Source organism: Marivivens marinus (genome assembly GCF_035969385.1).
GTDB lineage: Bacteria > Pseudomonadota > Alphaproteobacteria > Rhodobacterales > Rhodobacteraceae > SELP01.
This window is the reverse complement of the sequence record NZ_JAYKKJ010000002.1, coordinates 141,743-161,769: the sequence shown is the minus strand read 5'-3', so window position 1 is coordinate 161,769 and position 20,027 is coordinate 141,743. Positions and strand designations below refer to the sequence as shown.

At 61.7% G+C, this 20,027-nt stretch carries 23 protein-coding genes; 13 read left to right on the top strand and 10 right to left on the bottom strand.

All coding sequences use genetic code 11. The features are described 5' to 3' along the window. The first annotated feature begins 56 nt into the window (after window positions 1-56). The 4 genes from trxA to U3648_RS03405 all read left to right on the top strand — a co-directional run bounded on the left by trxA (window position 57) and on the right by U3648_RS03405 (window position 3,629). The gene (gene trxA, locus U3648_RS03420) at window positions 57-377 is read left to right on the top strand and encodes a thioredoxin (RefSeq protein ID WP_420857841.1); all 321 of its coding nucleotides are present in this window, start codon (window positions 57-59) and stop codon (window positions 375-377) included. Window positions 378-492: 115 nt separating this feature from the next. After that, window positions 493-1,050 (top strand): ATP-dependent protease subunit HslV, encoded by a 558-nt coding sequence (gene hslV / locus U3648_RS03415; protein ID WP_420857840.1) that lies wholly within the window; start codon window positions 493-495, stop codon window positions 1,048-1,050. Further along, window positions 1,047-2,354: an ATP-dependent protease ATPase subunit HslU gene (gene hslU / locus U3648_RS03410; RefSeq protein WP_420857839.1), complete on the top strand. Its 1,308-nt coding sequence runs from the start codon at window positions 1,047-1,049 to the stop codon at window positions 2,352-2,354. Before hslV ends, hslU begins: the two co-directional genes overlap by 4 nt. 51 nt (window positions 2,355-2,405) lie before the next feature. Then, a complete protein-coding gene (locus U3648_RS03405) occupies window positions 2,406-3,629 on the top strand; it encodes an MFS transporter (RefSeq protein ID WP_420857838.1) in 1,224 nt (407 codons plus the stop codon). Here U3648_RS03405 and U3648_RS03400 read toward each other — a convergent pair. The 3 genes from U3648_RS03400 to U3648_RS03390 are packed head-to-tail and all read right to left on the bottom strand — an operon-like array spanning window position 3,612 to window position 5,869. Beyond that, window positions 3,612-4,214 (bottom strand): Smr/MutS family protein, encoded by a 603-nt coding sequence (locus tag U3648_RS03400; RefSeq protein WP_129682149.1) that lies wholly within the window; start codon window positions 4,212-4,214, stop codon window positions 3,612-3,614. The two genes, U3648_RS03405 and U3648_RS03400, sit on opposite strands and share 18 nt — an antisense overlap. Further along, a complete protein-coding gene (mltA, locus tag U3648_RS03395; protein ID WP_420857837.1) occupies window positions 4,214-5,179 on the bottom strand; it encodes a murein transglycosylase A in 966 nt (321 codons plus the stop codon). Before mltA ends, U3648_RS03400 begins: the two co-directional genes overlap by 1 nt. A 39-nt stretch (window positions 5,180-5,218) precedes the next feature. Continuing rightward, window positions 5,219-5,869, bottom strand: coding sequence for a Tim44/TimA family putative adaptor protein (locus U3648_RS03390; RefSeq protein WP_420857836.1), 651 nt, complete (start codon window positions 5,867-5,869; stop codon window positions 5,219-5,221). 104 nt (window positions 5,870-5,973) lie between these two features. On the opposite strand from U3648_RS03390, the gene U3648_RS03385 reads away from it, so the two are divergent. Continuing rightward, window positions 5,974-6,456 carry an FxsA family protein gene (locus U3648_RS03385; RefSeq protein WP_420857835.1) on the top strand — a complete coding sequence of 161 codons (483 nt, stop codon included), beginning with the start codon at window positions 5,974-5,976 and terminating at the stop codon, window positions 6,454-6,456. A gap of 58 nt (window positions 6,457-6,514) precedes the next feature. Next, the gene (secB, locus tag U3648_RS03380; RefSeq protein ID WP_129682157.1) at window positions 6,515-7,009 is read left to right on the top strand and encodes a protein-export chaperone SecB; all 495 of its coding nucleotides are present in this window, start codon (window positions 6,515-6,517) and stop codon (window positions 7,007-7,009) included. Between the two features lie 17 nt (window positions 7,010-7,026). Here the strand turns inward: secB and dnaQ are convergent, their stop codons facing one another. Genes dnaQ through U3648_RS03360 form a run of 4 tightly spaced genes read right to left on the bottom strand, consistent with a single transcriptional unit; the run spans window position 7,027 to window position 9,782 of the window. After that, window positions 7,027-7,767, bottom strand: coding sequence for a DNA polymerase III subunit epsilon (gene dnaQ, locus U3648_RS03375; RefSeq protein ID WP_420857834.1), 741 nt, complete (start codon window positions 7,765-7,767; stop codon window positions 7,027-7,029). Further along, window positions 7,760-8,356 carry a dephospho-CoA kinase gene (gene coaE / locus U3648_RS03370; protein WP_420857833.1) on the bottom strand — a complete coding sequence of 199 codons (597 nt, stop codon included), beginning with the start codon at window positions 8,354-8,356 and terminating at the stop codon, window positions 7,760-7,762. Before coaE ends, dnaQ begins: the two co-directional genes overlap by 8 nt. Next, window positions 8,353-9,186 carry a shikimate dehydrogenase gene (locus U3648_RS03365; RefSeq protein ID WP_420857832.1) on the bottom strand — a complete coding sequence of 278 codons (834 nt, stop codon included), beginning with the start codon at window positions 9,184-9,186 and terminating at the stop codon, window positions 8,353-8,355. The genes coaE and U3648_RS03365 overlap by 4 nt, the downstream gene beginning before the upstream one ends. Next, the gene (locus U3648_RS03360; RefSeq protein WP_420857831.1) at window positions 9,183-9,782 is read right to left on the bottom strand and encodes a Maf family protein; all 600 of its coding nucleotides are present in this window, start codon (window positions 9,780-9,782) and stop codon (window positions 9,183-9,185) included. The genes U3648_RS03365 and U3648_RS03360 overlap by 4 nt, the downstream gene beginning before the upstream one ends. Window positions 9,783-10,187: 405 nt before the next feature. On the opposite strand from U3648_RS03360, the gene hemJ reads away from it, so the two are divergent. From hemJ to U3648_RS03325, 7 genes are all read left to right on the top strand, one after another. Continuing rightward, complete coding sequence (gene hemJ / locus U3648_RS03355) at window positions 10,188-10,649, top strand: protoporphyrinogen oxidase HemJ (protein ID WP_420858097.1); 462 nt, start codon at window positions 10,188-10,190, stop codon at window positions 10,647-10,649. Between the two features lie 119 nt (window positions 10,650-10,768). After that, complete coding sequence (gene rho, locus U3648_RS03350; protein WP_420857830.1) at window positions 10,769-12,043, top strand: transcription termination factor Rho; 1,275 nt, start codon at window positions 10,769-10,771, stop codon at window positions 12,041-12,043. 24 nt (window positions 12,044-12,067) lie between these two features. Further along, a complete protein-coding gene (mnmE, locus tag U3648_RS03345; RefSeq protein WP_420857829.1) occupies window positions 12,068-13,342 on the top strand; it encodes a tRNA uridine-5-carboxymethylaminomethyl(34) synthesis GTPase MnmE in 1,275 nt (424 codons plus the stop codon). A 12-nt stretch (window positions 13,343-13,354) separates the two neighbouring features. Further along, the gene (mnmG, locus tag U3648_RS03340) at window positions 13,355-15,223 is read left to right on the top strand and encodes a tRNA uridine-5-carboxymethylaminomethyl(34) synthesis enzyme MnmG (RefSeq protein WP_420857828.1); all 1,869 of its coding nucleotides are present in this window, start codon (window positions 13,355-13,357) and stop codon (window positions 15,221-15,223) included. Further along, complete coding sequence (gene rsmG / locus U3648_RS03335) at window positions 15,220-15,843, top strand: 16S rRNA (guanine(527)-N(7))-methyltransferase RsmG (protein ID WP_420857827.1); 624 nt, start codon at window positions 15,220-15,222, stop codon at window positions 15,841-15,843. Before mnmG ends, rsmG begins: the two co-directional genes overlap by 4 nt. Next, window positions 15,830-16,630 (top strand): ParA family protein, encoded by an 801-nt coding sequence (locus U3648_RS03330; RefSeq protein WP_420857826.1) that lies wholly within the window; start codon window positions 15,830-15,832, stop codon window positions 16,628-16,630. The genes rsmG and U3648_RS03330 overlap by 14 nt, the downstream gene beginning before the upstream one ends. 13 nt (window positions 16,631-16,643) lie before the next feature. After that, the gene (locus U3648_RS03325; RefSeq protein ID WP_420857825.1) at window positions 16,644-17,537 is read left to right on the top strand and encodes a ParB/RepB/Spo0J family partition protein; all 894 of its coding nucleotides are present in this window, start codon (window positions 16,644-16,646) and stop codon (window positions 17,535-17,537) included. Here U3648_RS03325 and hemW read toward each other — a convergent pair. Genes hemW through rph form a run of 3 tightly spaced genes read right to left on the bottom strand, consistent with a single transcriptional unit; the run spans window position 17,534 to window position 20,002 of the window. Further along, window positions 17,534-18,691, bottom strand: coding sequence for a radical SAM family heme chaperone HemW (hemW, locus tag U3648_RS03320; protein WP_420857824.1), 1,158 nt, complete (start codon window positions 18,689-18,691; stop codon window positions 17,534-17,536). The two genes, U3648_RS03325 and hemW, sit on opposite strands and share 4 nt — an antisense overlap. Next, entirely contained in the window at window positions 18,684-19,295 is a 612-nt protein-coding gene (rdgB, locus tag U3648_RS03315; protein ID WP_420857823.1) for an RdgB/HAM1 family non-canonical purine NTP pyrophosphatase, read from the bottom strand. The genes hemW and rdgB overlap by 8 nt, the downstream gene beginning before the upstream one ends. After that, window positions 19,292-20,002, bottom strand: coding sequence for a ribonuclease PH (gene rph, locus U3648_RS03310; RefSeq protein WP_420857822.1), 711 nt, complete (start codon window positions 20,000-20,002; stop codon window positions 19,292-19,294). The genes rdgB and rph overlap by 4 nt, the downstream gene beginning before the upstream one ends. Window positions 20,003-20,027: the final 25 nt, after the last annotated feature.

Here is a 20,027-nt window from a genome sequence, read left to right as displayed (position 1 = left end):
TCCCGGTGGCTGCCTACCTTCCGCCCCCGACCCAAGTACGCAACTGGAGAAGCCCGATGGCAACCGTAGCAGTCACCGACGATACCTTTGACGCCGAAGTGCGTCAGTCCGACATCCCCGTGGTTGTCGATTTCTGGGCCGAATGGTGCGGCCCCTGCCGGATGATCGGCCCCGCCCTGGAAGAAATCTCGGAAGAGATGGCCGGCAAGGTCAAGGTGGTAAAGGTCAACGTCGACGAAAACCCAATGTCCCCGTCGCAACTTGGCGTGCGCGGCATCCCGGCGCTGTTCGTCTTCAAGGATGGCGAGGTTGTCGCGAACAAGGCCGGCGCCGCCCCTAAGGCAGCGCTGTCCGACTGGATCAGCTCCTCCATCTGATCGCAGCCGAATGAATTGCGAAAGGGCGCCCCGGTGGCGCCCTTTTTCGTTGCGCCGGTTGCGGGATGGTCCGACCGCCGCCATATAGGGCGGGAACAAACAAGGGGCCAAAGCGATGTCGAAAGAAGAGTTTCCCGGGTGGCACGGCACCACGATCATCGGGGTCCGTAAGGGCGGCAAGGTGGTCATCGCCGGTGACGGGCAGGTCAGCCTTGGCCAGACCGTGATCAAGGGAACCGCCCGCAAGGTCCGGCGCCTGTCGCCCGGTGGACATGATGTGGTTGCCGGGTTTGCCGGGTCCACCGCCGATGCCTTTACCCTGCTTGAGCGGCTGGAAAAGAAGCTTGAATCGACGCCGGGCCAGCTTGCCCGCGCCAGCGTCGAACTGGCCAAGGACTGGCGCACCGACAAATACCTGCAAAAACTCGAGGCGATGCTGATCGTCACCGACGGGTCCGAGCTTTTCGTGATTACCGGCGCCGGTGATGTGCTGGAACCGGAACATGACATCGCGGCGATCGGATCGGGCGGCAACTACGCGCTCGCCGCCGGACGCGCGCTGATGGACAGCGACCACGACGCAGAAACCATCGCGCGCAAGGCCATGGCGATCGCCGCTGACATCTGCGTCTACACAAACGGCAACCTGACCGTGGAAAGCCTTTCGAAATGACTGACCTGACCCCCCGCGAGATCGTCTCGGAACTCGACCGTTTCATTATCGGACAGAAGGATGCAAAACGGGCCGTCGCCGTGGCGCTGCGCAACCGTTGGCGGCGCAAGCAGCTGGGCGACGACCTGCGCGACGAGGTCTATCCCAAGAACATCCTGATGATCGGGCCGACCGGCGTCGGCAAGACCGAGATCAGCCGCCGTCTGGCAAAGCTCGCCCGCGCGCCCTTCATCAAGGTTGAGGCAACGAAGTTCACCGAAGTCGGCTATGTCGGTCGCGACGTGGAACAGATCATCCGCGATCTTGTCGATGTGGCCATCCTGGATACCCGCGAACACATGCGCGACGAGGTGAAGGCCAACGCCCAGCAAGCCGCCGAAGAGCGGGTGATCGACGCCATCGCAGGCGAGGCCGCCCGCGAAGGCACCCGCGAGGCGTTTCGCAAGAAACTTCGGGCGGGCGAGCTGGACAACACCGTCATCGAGCTTGAGGTGCAGGATCAGTCCAACCCGATGGGCGGCTTTGAAATCCCCGGTCAGCCGGGGGCAGGGATGCCGGGCATGATGAATCTGGGAGAACTTTTCGGCAAAGCCTTCCAGCGGACCGTGCGCAAGAAACTGACCGTCGCCGAAAGCTATGACGTGCTGATCAGCGAAGAGGCCGACAAGCTTCTGGACGATGAAACAGTGAAGAAGGCGGCGCTCGAGGCCGTCGAACAAAACGGGATCGTTTTCCTGGACGAGATCGACAAGGTCTGCGCCCGCGCCGAGGCACGTGGCGCCGATGTCAGCCGCGAAGGGGTACAGCGCGATCTGTTGCCGCTGGTCGAAGGCACCACCGTCAGCACCAAACACGGCCCCGTCAAGACCGACCATGTCCTGTTCATCGCGTCGGGCGCCTTCCATGTCGCCAAGCCGTCAGACCTGTTACCGGAACTTCAGGGCCGCCTGCCGATCCGGGTCGAACTGCGGGCTCTGACCGAGGATGATTTCGTTCGCATCCTGACCGAAACCGACAATGCATTGACCCGGCAATACACCGCGTTGATGGGCACCGAAGACGTGCTGGTTGCCTTTACCGAAGACGGGATCAAGGCGCTGGCCCATATCGCGGCCGAGGTCAACGAAAGCGTTGAAAACATTGGCGCGCGGCGGCTTTACACCGTCATGGAGCGGGTGTTCGAGGATCTGTCCTTCACCGCGCCCGACCGGGGTGGGGAAACCATCAAGGTCGATGCCGATTTCGTCGAAGAACACCTTGGCGAACTCAGCCGGTCAACAGATGTAAGCCGCTACGTCCTCTGACCCTTTTCAAGGCTCCGCTTTCGGCGCAATGTGGCGCCGAAAGGCAGGGCCATGGATACATTCCGCTTCATCCGCGAAAACGCGCCCTGGCTTGCCGCCGGGGCGCTTTTGTCGTTCCTGTCATCCTTTGGGCAGACCTTCTTCATCTCGATCTTCGCGGGCGAGATTCGCGACAGCTTCGGCCTCAGCCACGGGCAATGGGGCGGCATCTACACGCTGGGCACCACCGCCTCGGCCATCGCGATGGTCTTCGCGGGCGGGCTGGCCGACAGGTTTCGGGTCCGGGTCGTGGGCATCTTCGTCCTTCTGTTCTTTGCGTTGGCGTGCCTTTCCATGGCGCTCAACTGGTCGGCGCTTCTGTTGCCGGTGGTGATCTTTGCCCTGCGGTTCGGCGGGCAGGGGATGTCGACGCATCTGTCGATGGTGGCCATGGCGCGCTGGTTCGTCGCGACCCGGGGCCGGGCGCTGGCCATCGCCTCTATGGGGTTCGCGCTGGGCGAGGCGACGCTGCCGGTCACGATCGTCTGGCTGAAGGAGTATTTCGACTGGCGGCTGATCTGGACCGGCGCCGCGATCTTTCTTGTCGTCGTCATTCCCGTCCTGCTTCTCCTCCTTCGGACCGAACGCACCCCCGCCGCCGATATCGAGGCCAACAGCGCCCCCGGCATGGACAACCGGCACTGGACCCGAAAAGAGGCGCTGACCTCGCCGCTGTTCTTCGCCCTTGTCCCGGCGCTGATCTTCTTTCCCGCCTTCGGCACCGCCTTCTGGTTCCAGCAGGTCCATTTCGCCGAGATCAAGGGCTGGGACCACCTGTCGCTTGTCGCGGTCTTTCCGCTGGGGACGCTGACTCTGACCTTTTCCACGGTCCTCTACGGGTTCGGGATCGACAGGTTTGGCGCGGTGCGCCTTCTGCCGATCTACCTTTTGCCCCTGATCGTTGCCTTCACCCTTCACGCCCTGACGGCCACTGTTTTCTGGACGGCAATCGGGGTGATCCTGATGGGGCTTGCCGGTGGCGGGCAGGCGACCCTGCTTTCCGCCTGCTGGGCAGAGCTGTTTGGAACCCGGAATCTCGGCTCTATCAAGGCGGGAATCGCGGCTGTCATGGTCTTTGGGTCGGCCATCGGTCCTGGACTGTCCGGGTGGATGATCGACCTTGGGATCGGGTTCGAGCGGCAGCTTCTGGGATATGCCGCCTGCTTCGCCCTTGCCGGGATCGCGATGGTGCATCCGGTGCGCAGCGCGCGGCGGCGGTTATCGCCCGCGACGTAGATAGACGTAATAGGCCCCGTTGCCGCCGTGCCGGATATGGGCCGGGGTAATCTGAAGCACCGCGTTGCGCAGGGGCGGCAGGTGCAGCCATTGCGGCACCTGATGACGCAACACCCCGAACCGGGTCGGGATCGGCCCGCCGTCGTCCCGGTCCTTGCCTTTTCCGGTGATCACCAGAACCAGACGGCACCCGTCGGCATGGGCGCCAAGGATGAACGACACCAGCGCCGGATGCGCCTCGGCCACTGTCATCCCGTGCAGGTCGATCCGCGCCTCGGGCGACAGCTTGCCCCGCTTCATCCGGACATGCTGCTTCGCGTCCATCTGAACGGGTGCGCGGGCCAGATGCTGGGCAATTCCGGGCTGAAGATCGTGACCCGGGGACGTTTGGCCTGCCTTCTGGCCAAGCTGGAAAGGCTCGATATCCGGAAAGTCCTTTGGTGCCGGCGCTTTTTTCGGCTTCTTCGACAGACCTTCCAGCGGCTCCGGCCTGTCGCGCGTCCCGTCGTGCATCGGCTTGGCGCGGCGGGCGACCATGTCCCACAACGCACGCTCCTCGGGTGACAGGTGCCGGGGCCTGCGCATCAGTCCAGCCCTTCGGCGATCCGGGCGGCCATGGCCCGGGGCAAAAGGACAACCATCCGCCCGCCCGCATTGGTCCGGCCCGCGGCCAGTCCGGCGGCATCCCCGGTGCCGAAAAAGATATCGGCCCGCTGCGCGCCCTTGATCGCCGATCCGACATCCTGTGCAACCATCAGGCGGTTCATGGCGTCCTTGCCTTGTGTTTCGATCCAGACCGGCGCCCCCAATGGCACATAGTCCGGGTCCACGGCAACCGTCCGGCCCCCCGTGACAGGCTTGCCCAGCGCGCCGATAGGGCCATCGTCCGGGTCGATCCCCTCCAGAAGCCGGAAGAAGACATAGGATGGATTGTGCCAAAGCAGGCGCTGGCCCTCGTCCGGCCTTGCCCGGACCCAGTCCTTGATCGCCTGGGCCGAGACTTGATCCGCCGTGAAAATACCCCGCTGGACAAGCTCTTGCCCGACCGAGGCGTAGGGATGGCCATTGCGCCCCGCATATCCGACCCGGACAACCGCCCCATCTGGGAACCTGATCCGCCCCGACCCCTGCACCTGAAGAAAGAACCGGTCAACCGGGTCGGCCAGCCAAAGCAACTCATGCCCGGTCAGCGCATCGCCCTCCTCGATCTCCTGCCGGGTCAGCCAGGGGCCATCGGGCAGATCGCGGGGCAGGGCGTGGATCGGGTGAGACAAGTCAGCGGTCCGGACCGGGCTGCCCGATAGTTCGGGCTCATAATATCCGGTGAAATGGGCAGGGTTGCCATCGTCAATCAGGATCGGACACAGCGCGTTTTCAAGACAGTCGCGGGCGGTTCCGCCGGTGCGCATTTCCCGCACGGCCTCTGCCCAGTCTGGCCCTGTCAGGACATCGGATGTTCGCGCAAAAGCCTCGAGCGCGGCGGCGTGATCATCCGCTGCCCAGCCGGTCAGGTCCGAAAATTTCAGAACATGATAGCGGACAGCGGTCATGCCAGCCCTCTTGGCTCTACCCCGCCGATGGCGCCGGGATCATTCCCCGGTGGCGACAAGAATCCAGTTCGGATCGTCGGACCCCATCACGCGCGAGAAGGTCCAGACGTCCTTCTGCCGCTTGGGCGTGGTCGCGTTGCCCTCGATCACATCGCCCGCCGCATCGCGCACCTGATAGGTCAGTTCGCCGATGAAACGGACAGTCACATCGGCCTCGCGGCTGACCTCGTCAAACTCCACCTCGGTGATGGCAATGTCAGACACGCCGATGAATTCGGATTCGATGGTCAGGCCGCGCTGGGCCCGATCTTCGACCACATCGGCAAACGCCTCGTATATCTCGTCCGAGACAAACGGCTTCACATCAGCCAATTCACCATGTTCAAATGCCATCAGGATCATTTCATAGGCACCGCGCGCGCCCTGCACAAAATCGCCCACGGCAAAGTCACCATCGACCCGTTTCATCGCTGCCAACGCCTTGGCGGCGTCGCTACCATCGGGGACATTGTCCACGATATCGCGGTCCGGGCCGCCTTCGATCACCTCGAACCCCGGATTACGGCGGCGTTCAATGGTGACGGGCGGTTTTTCAAACCCTTCGCGCGTCCCAAGGACGCTCCGCAGCTTGAGGATCAGGAACACGGCGATACCGGCCAGAACCAAAAGCTGTATGATAGGTGCGTTCATTGGGACCTCTTGAACAGGAAGGGCTTCGTTTACATCTGCGATTGGACTTATGTATGTCAGCCCCCCAATCAAGTCCACACACGGGCTGGAAAGGAAATCATCCCATGTGGCTCCTTGTCGCCTTCATCCTCGTTCCGCTGATCGAGATCGCGCTGTTCATCAACGTCGGCGGGGCAATCGGGCTGTGGCCAACATTGGCGATTGTGGTGATTACGGCGGTGATCGGGTCAAATCTGGTGCGCAGCCAGGGCGCGCGCGAGATGTCGCGGCTGAAACAATCCTTCAACGACCTGAACGATCCGACCGAACCGCTGGCCAACGGGGCGATGATCCTGTTTGCCGGGGCGCTTCTGCTGACACCCGGGCTTTTCACCGATGCGGTCGGGTTTGCCCTACTGGTGCCGCCCGTTCGGGCCGCCGCATTTCGTTGGGTCCGCCAACGTGTGAATGTCGTCGAATTCGGCACGCCCCGGCCGCAGCACCCGCAGCGCGCCGATGTCATCGACGGGGATTTCGAAGTGGTCGACGATGGCCCCCGGAAACCCTCTGGCTGGACCCGTCCGGACGACGGTCCGCGCGGGCATTGAGCCTTCTGCCGCTGGCTGATAGGAACAGCTGGAAATTTTTTGCAGGAGCATGGAACCCATGGCCGAAAACGAAACCGCCGGCGCCGCCCCGACCGCCGAGCAGCCGAAAGTAACCTCGAAGATCCTCGCGCAGTACGTGCGCGACATGTCGTTCGAAAACATCCTCGCCCAGAAGGGTGCGCAGGGTGAGGTTCAGCCGCAACTTGCCGTGAAGGTGAACCTTGACGCCCGCAAGCGCGGTGAAAACCAGTACGAGGTGATCACCAAGCTGACCGTGACCTCGAACAACAAATCGGACCAAAGCCCGCTGTTCCTGCTCGAGATGGAATATGCCGGTCTGTTCCACATCGACGGCCTGCCGGAAGAACAGCTACACCCCTATCTGCTGATCGAATGCCCGCGCATGACCTTCCCCTTCCTGCGCCGCGTGGTCAGCGACGTGACCCGCGACGGGGGCTTCCCGCCGGTCAACCTCGACACCATCGATTTTCTGGCGCTGTATCGTCAGGAACTGGCCCGTCGGGTCGAAGAACAGAAGGCCAAGGCCAACTGATCGACCTTGGGGCGGCGTCAGCTGCCCTTTTTCCAAAGCGCGCCGTCGCCCAATGCCTCGACAAACGCAGCATGGGCGGCGGCTTCTTTTTCCGTGATCCGCGCGGGCAGAGGATTGGGGCGCTGATAGGCCCGCCATTCGCTTCCCTCACCCGACGAATCCGACCTGCCGTTTTGCTGGGGTTTCGCCTGGAGCGCGAAATCCGGCTGCCGCCCGCCAATCAGTTCCAGATAGACGTCTGCAAGGATTTCACTGTCCAGAAGCGCGCCGTGCAGCGTCCGCGACGAATTGTCGATCCCGAACCGGCGGCAGAGCGCGTCAAGGGAGGCCGGAGACCCCGGAAACCGGCGCCGCGCGATGGCCAGCGTATCCACCGCCCGTTCCCAGGCAATCTCTGGCAGGCCGATCCACTTAAGTTCAGCATTCAGGAACTTCATGTCGAAAGCGGCATTGTGGATCACCAGCTTGGCATCGCCAATGAAATCGACAAATGCCTGTCCGACCGCCTTGAACACCGGCTTGTCGCGCAGGATGACCGCGCCGGGCTTTGGCTCTTCCGGCGGTTCCAGCAGGTCAGGACCAATCCCATGCACCTCAAACGCCTCGCGGGGCATGGACCGTTCCGGGTTGATGTATTGGTGATAGGTGCGACCGGTCGGCATATGGCCCACCAGCTCGATCGCGCCGATTTCAACGATCCGGTCGCCGGATTCCGGATCAAACCCGGTGGTCTCAGTATCGAGAACGATTTCACGCATGGTTGGACATCTTCCCCCTGATCTCGGCAATCAGGTCTCGCACGGCGGCGCGGGTGCTGTCGAGAGTCAGGGTCTCGATCACATTATCGGCTCGGGCGCGTTTCTCGGCATCCGGCATTTGCCGGTCCAGAATGGTCTCCAGCTGCGCCTCGGTCATCCCGGGACGGTCCAGCACGCGGGCACGCTGCACCTCCGCCGGGGCGGTGACCACCAGAACGCTATCCAGCCAGCTGTCCGCACCGGTTTCGAACAGAAGGGGGATGTCGAATACAAGGATATCCGCTGTTTCCGTCTCGCGAAATCGGGCTCTGTCCGCAGCGACCAGCGGGTGCACGATCTGTTCCAATGTCTTCAGAACCCCGGCATCTTTCGCGATCATGGTCTTCAATGCGTCTCGGGACACCGCGCCGTCCACCACCGCATCCGGCAGCGCGGCCGTCACCGGCGCAACAGCCGCGCCGCCCTTGGCATAGATCCTGTGCACCGCTGCATCCGCATCCCAGACCGGTATGCCTTCATCGCGGAACATCTGCGCCGTTGTCGACTTGCCCATGCCAATGGAGCCGGTCAGGCCAAGAAGCCAGCTCATCCCAGCACCGCGGCGCGGGTGTTCACATCCACCTCGGGCCGGACACCGAACCAGCGTTCAAATCCCGGAACGCCCTGATGCAACAGCATGCCCAGCCCGTCGACGGTGATGCAGCCCGCCGCATCGGCGGCCTCCAGAAGCTTGGTGCGCAGCGGAGCATAAACAATATCGGTGACAACCGTTCCGGGGCGCAGCCCGTCCAGCGGCACCCGGAATTCCGGCGCGCCGACCATGCCAAGCGACGTCGTATTGACGACCGTCGCGGCTTCCTCCACCGCATTGCCCGCCTTGACCCAATCAACCACGCGCACCTTCTTGCCAAAGGCGGCGCGCAATTCGTCCGCCTTGGGACGGGTGCGGTTGGTCAGGATAATGTCCGCCGCGCCCGCTTCCATCAGGGCAACAATCACCGCCCGCGCGGCGCCACCCGCGCCAAGAACCAGCGCCGGACCGGCATTGGGTTTCCATCCCGGCGCGCCTTGCTTCAGGTTCTCCAGAAATCCGTAACCGTCTGTATTATCGGCATGAATCTTTCCATCCGCGCGGAACGTCAGCGTATTTGCCGCCCCGATCAGGGTAGCCCGGTCGGAGATCTGATCGGCGATCTCCAGCGCGGCCACCTTGTGCGGGATGGTGATGTTCACCCCCCGAAACCCCATCTTCGGCAGGGTCCGCAACACGGTCTCAAGGTCATCCGGTTCCACGTGCAGCGGGACATAATGCCCCGGAATCCCGTAGGTCCGCAGCCAATGGCCGTGCAGACGCGGGGATTTCGAATGGGCGATGGGCGCGCCGATAACACCGGCAAGGGGGATCTTATGGTCACTCATGACGGCAATGTTCCGCGAAGCGAGAGGTAAGACAAGAGTTCCAAGAGCGGCAGACCCAGAACGGTGAAATAATCGCCATCGACACGGGCGAACAGCCGGGCGCCTTCCTCCTCGAGCTTATATCCGCCGACACTGTGGCGAATGCTGTCCCAGTTACGCTCCACGTAATCGGCCAGATAGGCGTCGGACAGGCTCCGCATCGTCAGACGCACCTTCCCGACAAACCGCCACTGCGGCTCTGCCTCTACATAGATCACCGCGGCAGACAGCAGCTCGTGGGTCTTGCCGCGCATCGCCTGAAGATGCGACAGGGCCTCCTCGGGCGTCCGCGGCTTTGACAGGATCGAACCGTCGAAGGCCAAAACCTGATCGCAACCAATCACCAGCGCCTCAGGATGTTTGCCGGCGATCTTCCGGGCCTTCATTTCCGCCAGCGCATCCGCGATATCACGCGGCTTGGCCCCTTCCGCCAGAAGCGCGGTTTTGATCGCCTCTTCATCCACGCGCCCGGGGATCACGTCGAACGTCACGCCGGCGTTCCGCAGCAGCGTGGCCCGGATTTCAGAACCAGACGCCAGGATGATACGGTCAGTCATGTGGATAATCCTGCGGGTAAGCCTTTGGGCAATCATCGGGATGGTTCTGTGACTTCTAGAGCTGCATCGGACCGAGTGCAATTTTGCTGTTCAAACAGCTGAGTCACCAAAGGGTTTTCCACGGTGGGAAAGGAAAAGTCGGGGGATGTGGACGAATCCGCTGTGCGTGGCGAGTCAAGATGACTTCTTTTGTCTTTGTGCTTTCATCGCGTAATTAAACATATGAAAATATTATGAAAATGGCCCTCCGGAAAACCCATTGCGCTTGGCCCAAGTGAACGAACGTGGGACAACTCCGGGGAAAACTCGGGAAACACGGCTTATCCCCACCCCAAACAACATCATCTTTCTTTTCTTTATCTTTTATATTTTAAGAAGGGCAGACAGGGGGACTACATGATCACAATGAAAGACTGGATCATTGATCTGCTGATCGCCGTGTATCCCTGGATCAAGTCCCTGCACATCATCTCTGTCATTTCATGGATGGCGGGTATGTTCTACCTTCCCCGGCTGTTCGTCTATCACGCTGAACGGGCTACCACCGGGTCAGAACTGGATCAGACCTTTCAGGTCATGGAACAGAAATTGCTGCGCGTGATCATGAACCCGGCGATGATCGCGACATGGATCTTTGGCCTTTGCCTAGTTTTCACACCGGGGATCGTGGACTGGTCGCAGCCTTGGCCCTGGGTTAAGGCCTTCGCCGTGATCGTGATGACATGGGCGCATCACTGGCTGGCTCTGCGGCGCAAGGAATTTTCCGCTGGCACCAATACCCGCACCGGCCGGACCTACCGGATGATCAACGAAGTGCCGACGCTGATGATGTTCCTGATCGTATTCTCCGTCGTGGTGAAATACTGACCCAAGATTGACAGGGCTTGCGCGCCTGCCTATGTGGGACGTGCCCTGCCGTCCGGTGGGGAGGATTCCATACCCATTTCCAGCATGATCAGCCCCGAGGCTGTCAAAGGCCGTATTCCATGTCCCAGCACCGTCTGAACCTTGCCGATCTCAAGGCGCAAAGCCCTAAGGATCTTCTCTCCCTCGCTGAAGAACTCGAGATCGAAAACGCTTCGACCATGCGCAAAGGCGACATGATGTTCGCGATCCTGCGGGAACGCGCGGACGAGGATTGGATCATCGGCGGCGATGGTGTGCTCGAGGTGCTTCAGGACGGCTTTGGCTTCCTGCGCTCGCCCGAGGCAAACTATCTGCCCGGCCCGGACGATATCTATGTAAGCCCCGAGATGATCAAGCAGTACAGCCTGCGCACTGGCGATACCGTCGAAGGGGTGATCAAGGAACCCAATGACAACGAACGCTACTTCGCGCTGGTCACTGTTGAATCGATCAACTTTGAAGATCCGGAAAAAGCCCGGCACAAGGTCGCCTTCGACAACCTGACGCCGCTTTATCCGGATGAGCGTCTGAAGATGGAGATCGAAGACGATCCGACCATCAAGGATCGCTCGGCCCGGATCATCGACCTTGTCTCGCCGATCGGCAAAGGTCAGCGGTCGCTGATCGTGGCGCCGCCGCGGACCGGTAAAACCGTGCTGCTGCAAAACATTGCCCATTCGATCGAACGCAATCACCCGGAATGCTATCTGATCGTCTTGCTGATCGACGAACGCCCCGAAGAAGTGACCGACATGCAGCGGTCGGTGAAGGGCGAGGTCGTCTCCTCGACCTTCGACGAACCGGCGTCCCGCCACGTGGCCGTCTCCGAAATGGTCATCGAAAAGGCCAAGCGACTGGTCGAACACAAGCGCGACGTGGTGATCCTGCTCGACTCCATCACGCGCCTTGGCCGGGCCTTCAACACCACTGTTCCGTCCTCGGGCAAGGTGTTGACTGGCGGTGTGGACGCCAACGCCCTGCAGCGGCCCAAGCGGTTCTTCGGCGCCGCCCGGAACATCGAAGAGGGCGGTTCGCTGACCATTATCGCCACCGCCCTGATCGACACCGGTAGCCGCATGGACGAGGTGATCTTCGAAGAATTCAAGGGCACTGGTAACTCTGAAATCGTTCTGGACCGCAAGGTTGCGGACAAGCGCGTGTTCCCGGCGATGGACATTCTCAAGTCGGGCACCCGGAAAGAAGATCTTCTGGTCGACAAGGTGGACCTGCAAAAGACCTATGTTCTGCGGCGCATCCTGAACCCGATGGGCACCACCGATGCGATCGAATTCCTGATTTCGAAGCTGAAACAGACCAAGACAAACTCGGACTTCTTCGATTCGATGAACACCTGACCCGCGGGCCAAAGGGGGTTGGACATGGATACGATCTTTGCCCTGGCCTCTGCGCCGGGGAAGGCAGGCGTTGCGGTTCTGCGCGTGTCCGGGCCGGATGCTGTGTCCGGGGTCGGGCGTCTGGTGCGGGATTTGCCGGAACGGGGGCTTCGGACCATTCGGGATTTCGACGGCGAACCGGTTGATCAGGCGCTGGTCCTCACCTTCCCAAAGGGCCACAGCTTTACCGGCGAAGAGGTGGTCGAGCTGCATTTGCACGGCAGCCCTGCGATCACCGGCCGCGTCTTGCACCTGTTGTCTGAACTACCGGGGTTCAGACAAGCAGAAGCGGGGGAATTCACCCGCCGTGCGCTTGAAAATGGGCAGCTTGACCTCGCGCAGGTCGAAGGGCTTGCCGACCTGATCGAGGCCGAGACAGAGGCGCAGCGGCGGCAGGCGATGCGCGTTCTTTCGGGGGCCTTGGGGGACAAGGCGGAAAGCTGGCGAACACGCCTCATCCGCGCCGCCGCGCTGATCGAGGCGACCATCGACTTCGCTGACGAGGAAGTTCCCGTCGATGTCTCGCCCGAAGTTCTGGACCTGATCGGTGCCGTTCAGGCCGAGATGCGCGCCGAATCCGCCGGCGTCGCAGCGGCAGAGCGGGTTCGCGCCGGGTTCGAAGTGGCGATTGTCGGTGCCCCCAATGTCGGGAAGTCCACGCTTCTAAACCGGCTCGCGGGCCGCGAGGCCGCCATCACCTCTGAGATTGCCGGCACCACGCGCGATGTGATCGAGGTGAAGATGGACCTGCGCGGGCTTCCGGTGACCTTCCTTGATACCGCAGGCCTGCGGGCATCCGATGACGTGGTCGAAAAGATCGGCATCGACCGCGGGTTGGAGCGGGCGCGGCTGGCCGATCTTCGCATCTATATGTTGGGGGACGGGGATCAACCTCTACTTGATCTGGTTGATGATGACATTGCCATTCAGGCCCGGGCCGACGAACGGAATCTGGCGGATGGGTTATCCGCCAAGACCGGGCAAGGTGTTGAACGCCTGATCGATCAGGTCACGGAAACCCTGTCGGGCCGGGTCGCCAATATCGGAATCGCCATGCGGGAACGGCATCGCATGGCAATGGTTCGGGCCGCCGAGCATCTGGACTCCGCAGAAAACCAGATCAGATCCGGGTCAGAAATGGCCGATCTTGTGGCCGAAGACCTGCGCAGCGCCGTCCGGGCGGTTGAATCTCTTGTCGGCAGGGTTGATGTAGAAGACCTCTTGGACGAAATCTTCTCGAGCTTCTGCATCGGGAAGTAAGGAGTGTTTCACGTGAAACATCGCGACTTCGACGTAATCGTGGTTGGCGGCGGACATGCCGGAACCGAGGCCGCTCATGCCGCCGCCCGCACCGGCGCGCGCACAGCTCTTGTTACTTTGCGCCGTGACGGGATCGGGGTGATGTCCTGCAACCCTGCCATCGGCGGGCTGGGGAAGGGCCACCTCGTCCGCGAGATTGACGCGGTTGACGGTGTGATGGGTGTGGTCGCCGACCTTGCCGGGATTCAATTCCGGCTTTTGAACCGTAAGAAAGGGCCGGCCGTTCAGGGCCCACGCGCCCAAGCGGACCGCGCAATCTACCGCCGGGAAATGCTCCGCCTGACCGAGGCGCAAGACAATCTCTCGATCGTCGAGGGCGAAGCGACCGACTTCATCATGGATGGGGACCGTGTCGCAGGAGTTCAACTCGCGGACGGATCGGGCATATCGGCGGGAGCCGTCGTTCTGACCACTGGAACATTCCTGCGCGGGGTCATCCATATTGGCGACGTGTCCAGGCCGGGCGGGCGCATGGGCGAACGACCCTCGGTCGCCATGGCGGACCGACTTTATGGGTTCGGCCTGCCAATTGGGCGGTTGAAAACCGGAACGCCGCCCCGTCTTGACGGCAGGACCATCAATTGGGACGGGCTGGAAATGCAGCCGGGCGACGATGACCCGGCGCTGTTTTCCTTCCTGTCTACAGGGGTATCCGCGCGCCAGATTTCCTGCGGCATCACCCACACCAATGCGCGGACCCATGACATCATCCGGGAAAATCTGACCCGCTCGGCGATGTATGGCGGCCATATCGAAGGGGTCGGTCCGCGCTATTGCCCGTCGATCGAAGACAAGATCGTGCGCTTTGCCGACAAGACTTCGCACCAGATTTTCCTTGAACCCGAAGGGGTTGATGACCCGACAATATATCCAAACGGCATTTCGACTTCTCTGCCTGTTGATGTGCAAGAGGCCTATGTTCGTTCGATCAAGGGGCTGGAACAGGTGGCGATCACACAGCCCGGATATGCCATCGAATACGATTACGTCGATCCGCGCGCGCTGACCCACACATTGTCACTGCGTGACGTGCCCGGCCTGTTCCTCGCTGGGCAGATCAATGGGACCACGGGATACGAGGAGGCGGCGGCGCAGGGCCTTGTTGCCGGGCTGAATGCCGCGCGGTTGGCCAGGTCGCTTGATCCGATCGAGTTTAGCCGGATTGACAGCTATATCGGCGTCATGGTGGATGATCTGGTCACACGCGGAGTTTCTGAGCCTTACCGCATGTTCACCTCGCGCGCCGAATTCCGCTTGTCCCTGCGTGCGGACAATGCGGACCAGCGGCTCACCGAAAAAGGACGCGAGGCCGGTCTTGTCGGTGTTCGCCGGTGGGAGGCGTTCTCGGCCAAGCTCGATCAACTCATGCAGGCCAAGGCGCAGCTTTCCGATATCGCCCTGTCGGCCCGGCAGATTGCCGGGGCCGGAGCGAACCTGAACCCCGATGGGCCAAGCCGCTCGGCACTCGACGCGCTGTCCTTGAACGATTTTGAATTCGCGCATCTGACATCCCTCGCGCCCGAAGCGGCGGATATTCCGGCGGAGATTGCGGAACAGGTAAAGCGCGACGCGCTCTATGCCCATTACATCGCGCGGCAAAACCGTGACATCGAGGTGTTGCGCAAAGACGAGGCGGTGCTAATCCCGGAAACCCTTGATTTCAAAGACATCTCGGGGCTTTCGACGGAGTTGGCAACCAAACTGTCAAAGGTGCGTCCGTCCAATATAGCGCAGGCGGCGCGGATCGACGGGATGACGCCTGCGGCCCTGATGCTGGTTCTGTCGAAGATTCGCCGGACCGAAAAGGCACGTTCGGCATGACTTCGGTCGCGACCGGGGCGGGGGATGTTTCACGTGAAACATATGAACGCCTCAAGGCGTTCGAAGGATTAGTGGCAAAATGGTCGCCTCGGATCAATCTGGTCTCGAAATCCGATCTTTTGGACATCTGGGGGCGGCACATCCTCGATTCGCTCCAACTCGTCCCGCTTGTGCCGGGAACGCCCCAGCGCTGGGTGGATCTTGGGTCCGGTGGCGGTTTTCCGGGGATCGTCATTGCTATTGTGGCACGGGATCATTGGCCCGACTTGACCATGACCCTGATCGAAAGCGACCAGCGCAAGGCGACCTTCCTGCGGACTGCGATCCGTGAGTTGGATCTTGCGGCTACTGTCCGGACCGAGCGGATCGAAGAGGCGCCGCCTCAGGCCGCCGATGTGCTGACCGCGCGAGCGCTCGCCGCGCTCGACGGTCTTTTTGCCTATGCAGAACAACACCTTGCCCTGGATGGCGTCGCGATCTTTCCGAAAGGGCGTCGCGCTGACGAGGAAATCGCGCAGGCCCGGGAAAATTGGACCTTTGATCTTCAGGAAACGCAAAGTATCACCGACCCCGAGGCAAGAATCCTAACTATCAGGAACATCCAACGTGCCAGACCTTAGCCGCGTCAGCGCTCCGAAAATCATCGCCATCGCCAATCAAAAGGGTGGCGTGGGCAAGACGACAACGGCGGTGAATCTGGCTGCGGCGCTTGCGGAATCGGGGCAGCGCGTCCTGCTGATTGACCTTGATCCGCAGGGGAACGCATCGACCGGGCTTGGCATCGAGCGCGACCAGCGCGATCACACCACCTATGACCTCATGGCCGGAGATGCGCCGATTTTTGACGTGGTCAAGGAGACTGGTTTCGAAAACCTGCTGATCGTTCCGGCGAATACCGACCTCAGCTCGGCCGATATCGAGCTGATTTCGAATGAAAAACGCAGCTTCTTGCTGCATGACGCGCTGCGCCAATCCGCGATGGATGCCTTCGCGCTCGACTATATATTGATTGACTGTCCGCCCAGCCTCAACATTTTGACAGTCAATGCTATGGTCGCCGCCCATTCCGTGCTTGTGCCGTTGCAGAGTGAGTTTTACGCGCTGGAAGGTCTGTCGCAACTGATGCTGACCCTGCGTGAGGTCCGCCAGACCGCGAATCCGAACCTGCGGATCGAAGGCATTGTCCTGACCATGTATGACAAGCGAAACAATCTGTCCCAACAGGTCGAGGCGGATGCGCGCGACAATCTTGAGGGGCTTGTGTTCGAAACAATGATCCCGCGGAACGTGCGGCTGAGCGAGGCGCCGTCCTTCGCCATGCCGATCCTGCAATACGATCCAGCCTCGAAGGGAAGCGAAGCCTATCGCGCCCTTGCGGCTGAGCTGATCCAAAGAGAAACGACTTAGGAAAGGACATCCGATGGCCGAGAAAACGAACCGGAATCGCGGCCTTGGGCGCGGTCTGTCCGCGCTGATGTCCGATGTGACCGCCACCAGTGATGCCAACCCGGCCGCCCCCGCGAAGCCCGACCAGATGGTGCCGGTCGACCGGATCCGGCCAAACCCGGACCAGCCCCGGCGCAGTTTCAACCAGGATGCGCTGGAAGAACTGGCCGCGTCGATCCGCGAAAAGGGCGTGATCCAGCCACTGATCGTGCGGACGGATCCGAAAGATCCCGCGCTGTTCGAAATCGTCGCGGGCGAACGCCGCTGGCGCGCGTCGCAAATCGCCAAACGGCATGAAGTCCCTGTAATCGTTCGGGAATTTACGGATTCCGAGGTTCTGGAAGTTGCCATTGTCGAAAACATCCAGCGCGCCGATCTGAACCCGATTGACGAAGCAGCAGGCTATCGCCAGCTGATTGATCGATTTGGCCACACGCAGGAACAGCTTGCCTCGGCCCTTGGCAAAAGCCGCAGCCATATTACCAACCTGATGCGCCTTCTGACGCTGCCGCAGGCCGTTCAGACCCATGTCGTCGAAGGCCGGATGAGCGCCGGGCACGCCCGTGCGCTGATCGGGCGGGACGACGCAGAGGCGCTGGCGCGGAAGGTGATTGCTGAAGGCCTGTCGGTGCGCGAGGTCGAAAAGCTGGTCAAGGCCCCAACGTCGAAGCGTCCTGCGCAAAACCGGTCCAGCGGACCGGCCCGCAAAGATCCAGATACGATCCAGATCGAAAAGGAACTTGGCGCGACGCTTAAGATGGACGTCAGCATCGACCACGCCGAAGGGCAGGAAAGCGGCAAGCTGACGCTGCGCTATAAGTCATTGGAACAACTGGATGATCTGCTTCGGCTTCTGTCCGGGGGTTAGTCCGACAAAAGCTCTCGAAGGACCGCATTCAGCACGGGCCGCCCCGCATCGGTGGTCTGAAGGTGGCCGTGGCGTTGTTCCAGCAATCCCATGTCGGTGAGGGCGGCAATGCGCGGCGCAAACCGATCGCCCGCGAGGGCGGAAAGCCGGTCCAACGACACCCCATCGGTCAGGCGCAGCCCCATCAGCAAAAACTCGGTCGCTTCATCCTGACGGTCCAGCCCTTCGTCGGGCAGGGCGCCGGTTCCGGTCTTCTCTACCCGGTCTAGCCAGGCGCCGGGGGCAAGCGGGGTTGTGGTGGCAAAGCGCCGCCCGCCGAAGGTCAGGCGCCCATGTGCGCCGGGGCCGATTCCGGCGTAATCCCCGTAGCGCCAATAGATCAGGTTGTGGATCGATTCAGATCCGGGTTTGGCGTGATTAGACACTTCATAGACCGGAAAACCCATCTCGCCGCAGATGTCCTGCGTCGCCTCGTACATATCCGCGGCAAGATCGTCATCGGGCAGGTTCCGCAGCTTCCCGGCGGCGTATCTGTCGCCAAAGGCGGTGCCCTCCTCGATGGTCAGTTGATACAGCGACAGGTGATCGACGGCTTTTGACAGCGCCTCGCGCAGTTCTGTCCGCCAGGCATCCAGCGCTTGCCCCTGACGGGCATAGATCAGGTCGAAACTCACCCGGTCAAAGGCACCTCTGGCGATGTCGAAGGCCTGATAGGCCTCTTTGACCGTATGAAGGCGGCCAAGGGCGCGCAAATCCGGATCATTCAACGCTTGAATGCCCATCGACACCCGGTTGACCCCCGCGTCGCGATATCCGGCAAAGCGCCCCGCCTCGACCGAAGTCGGGTTCGCCTCCAGCGTGATCTCGATGCTATTGGTCGTCGGCCATGTCGCGCGAACCCGATCCAGGATGGCGCCGACGATCTCTGGCTCCATCAAACTGGGCGTGCCGCCGCCAAAGAAGACAGACCGCAAAACGCGGTCCGGCGTCAGCGCGCCGACCCTGTCAATCTCGCTCAGGTAGGCCGCGGCCCAGCGTTTCTGGTCGATGCTGGCCGCGACGTGGCTGTTGAAGTCGCAATAGGGGCATTTTGACTGGCAAAACGGCCAGTGGATATAGAGGCCAAAGCCCCCGTTTTCCCAATCCTCAGGCAAAGCAACCCTTTACCAGCTTGGCAAAGGCATCGGCCCTATGGCTGATCCGGTTCTTTTCCCAACGATCCATTTCGCCAAAGGTTTGGTCATAACCGTCGGGCTGAAAGATCGCGTCGTATCCGTGGCCCTGATCCCCGCGCATCGGCCAGACGATCCGGCCCGGCATTGCGCCTTCGAACACCTCTTCATGTCCATCCGGCCAAATCAGAACAAGCGTGCAACAGAACCGGGCGCGGCGGGGTTCAGCGGCGTTCACCGCCTCCAACTCAGTCCAGGTGCGGGTCATCGCCATGTTGAAATCGCGGCCATTCGGCGTTTCGGCCCAATCGGCGGTGTAGACTCCCGGCGCATTTCCCAGCGCCTCAACCTCGATCCCGGAATCGTCGGCAAGCGCGGGAAGGCCGGTGGCCGTCATCGCCGCGCGGGCCTTGATCCGGGCGTTTCCGACAAATGTGGCTTCGGTTTCCTCCGGTTCGGGCAGCCCGTGATCGGCGTTCGACGACACCTTAACGCCATAGGGCGCAAGAAGATCGGCGATCTCCTCCAGCTTGCCGCGATTATGCGTCGCGATCAGCAGTTCGGGCGCGTCGAACCGGCGGGTCATTTCACCGCCGCCAGCTGGGCCGCCGCCAATTGTTCGCCGCCAGCCATCGCCAGATCCATCAGCGCGTCCATCTGTTCCCGGCTGAAGGTCGCGCCTTCTGCAGACATCTGCACCTCGATCAACTTGCCACCGGTCATGACGAAGTTGCCGTCGACCCCGGCTTCGCTGTCCTCGGGATAGTCCAGATCCATCACCGCCTGTCCCGCATAGATACCGCACGAAATGGCCGAAACCGGATCGCCCAGCGGGTCGGTGGTGATCGTGCCCGCCTTCATCAGCTTGTTCACCGCAAGGCGCAGGGCGACCCAACCGCCGGTGATCGAGGCGCAGCGGGTGCCGCCATCGGCTTGAATCACATCGCAATCGACAACGATCTGGCGCTCGCCCAGGGCAACGCGGTCCACCCCGGCCCGCAGCGACCGGCCGATCAGCCGCTGAATTTCCTGCGTCCGGCCGGATTGCTTGCCAGCCGCGGCCTCGCGCCGGTTGCGGGTGGTGGTTGCGCGGGGCAGCATCCCGTATTCCGCAGTGACCCAGCCAAGGCCGGAATTGCGCATGAACGGCGGCACTTTTTCATCCACGCTGGCCGTGCACAGCACATGGGTGTCCCCCATACGGATCAGGCAAGACCCCTCGGCGTGCTTGGTCACGTCGATTTCGATCGACACGGGGCGCATTTCATCAATTTTCCGGCCAGACGGGCGCATATTCGGTCTCCTGTTCCTATATTCG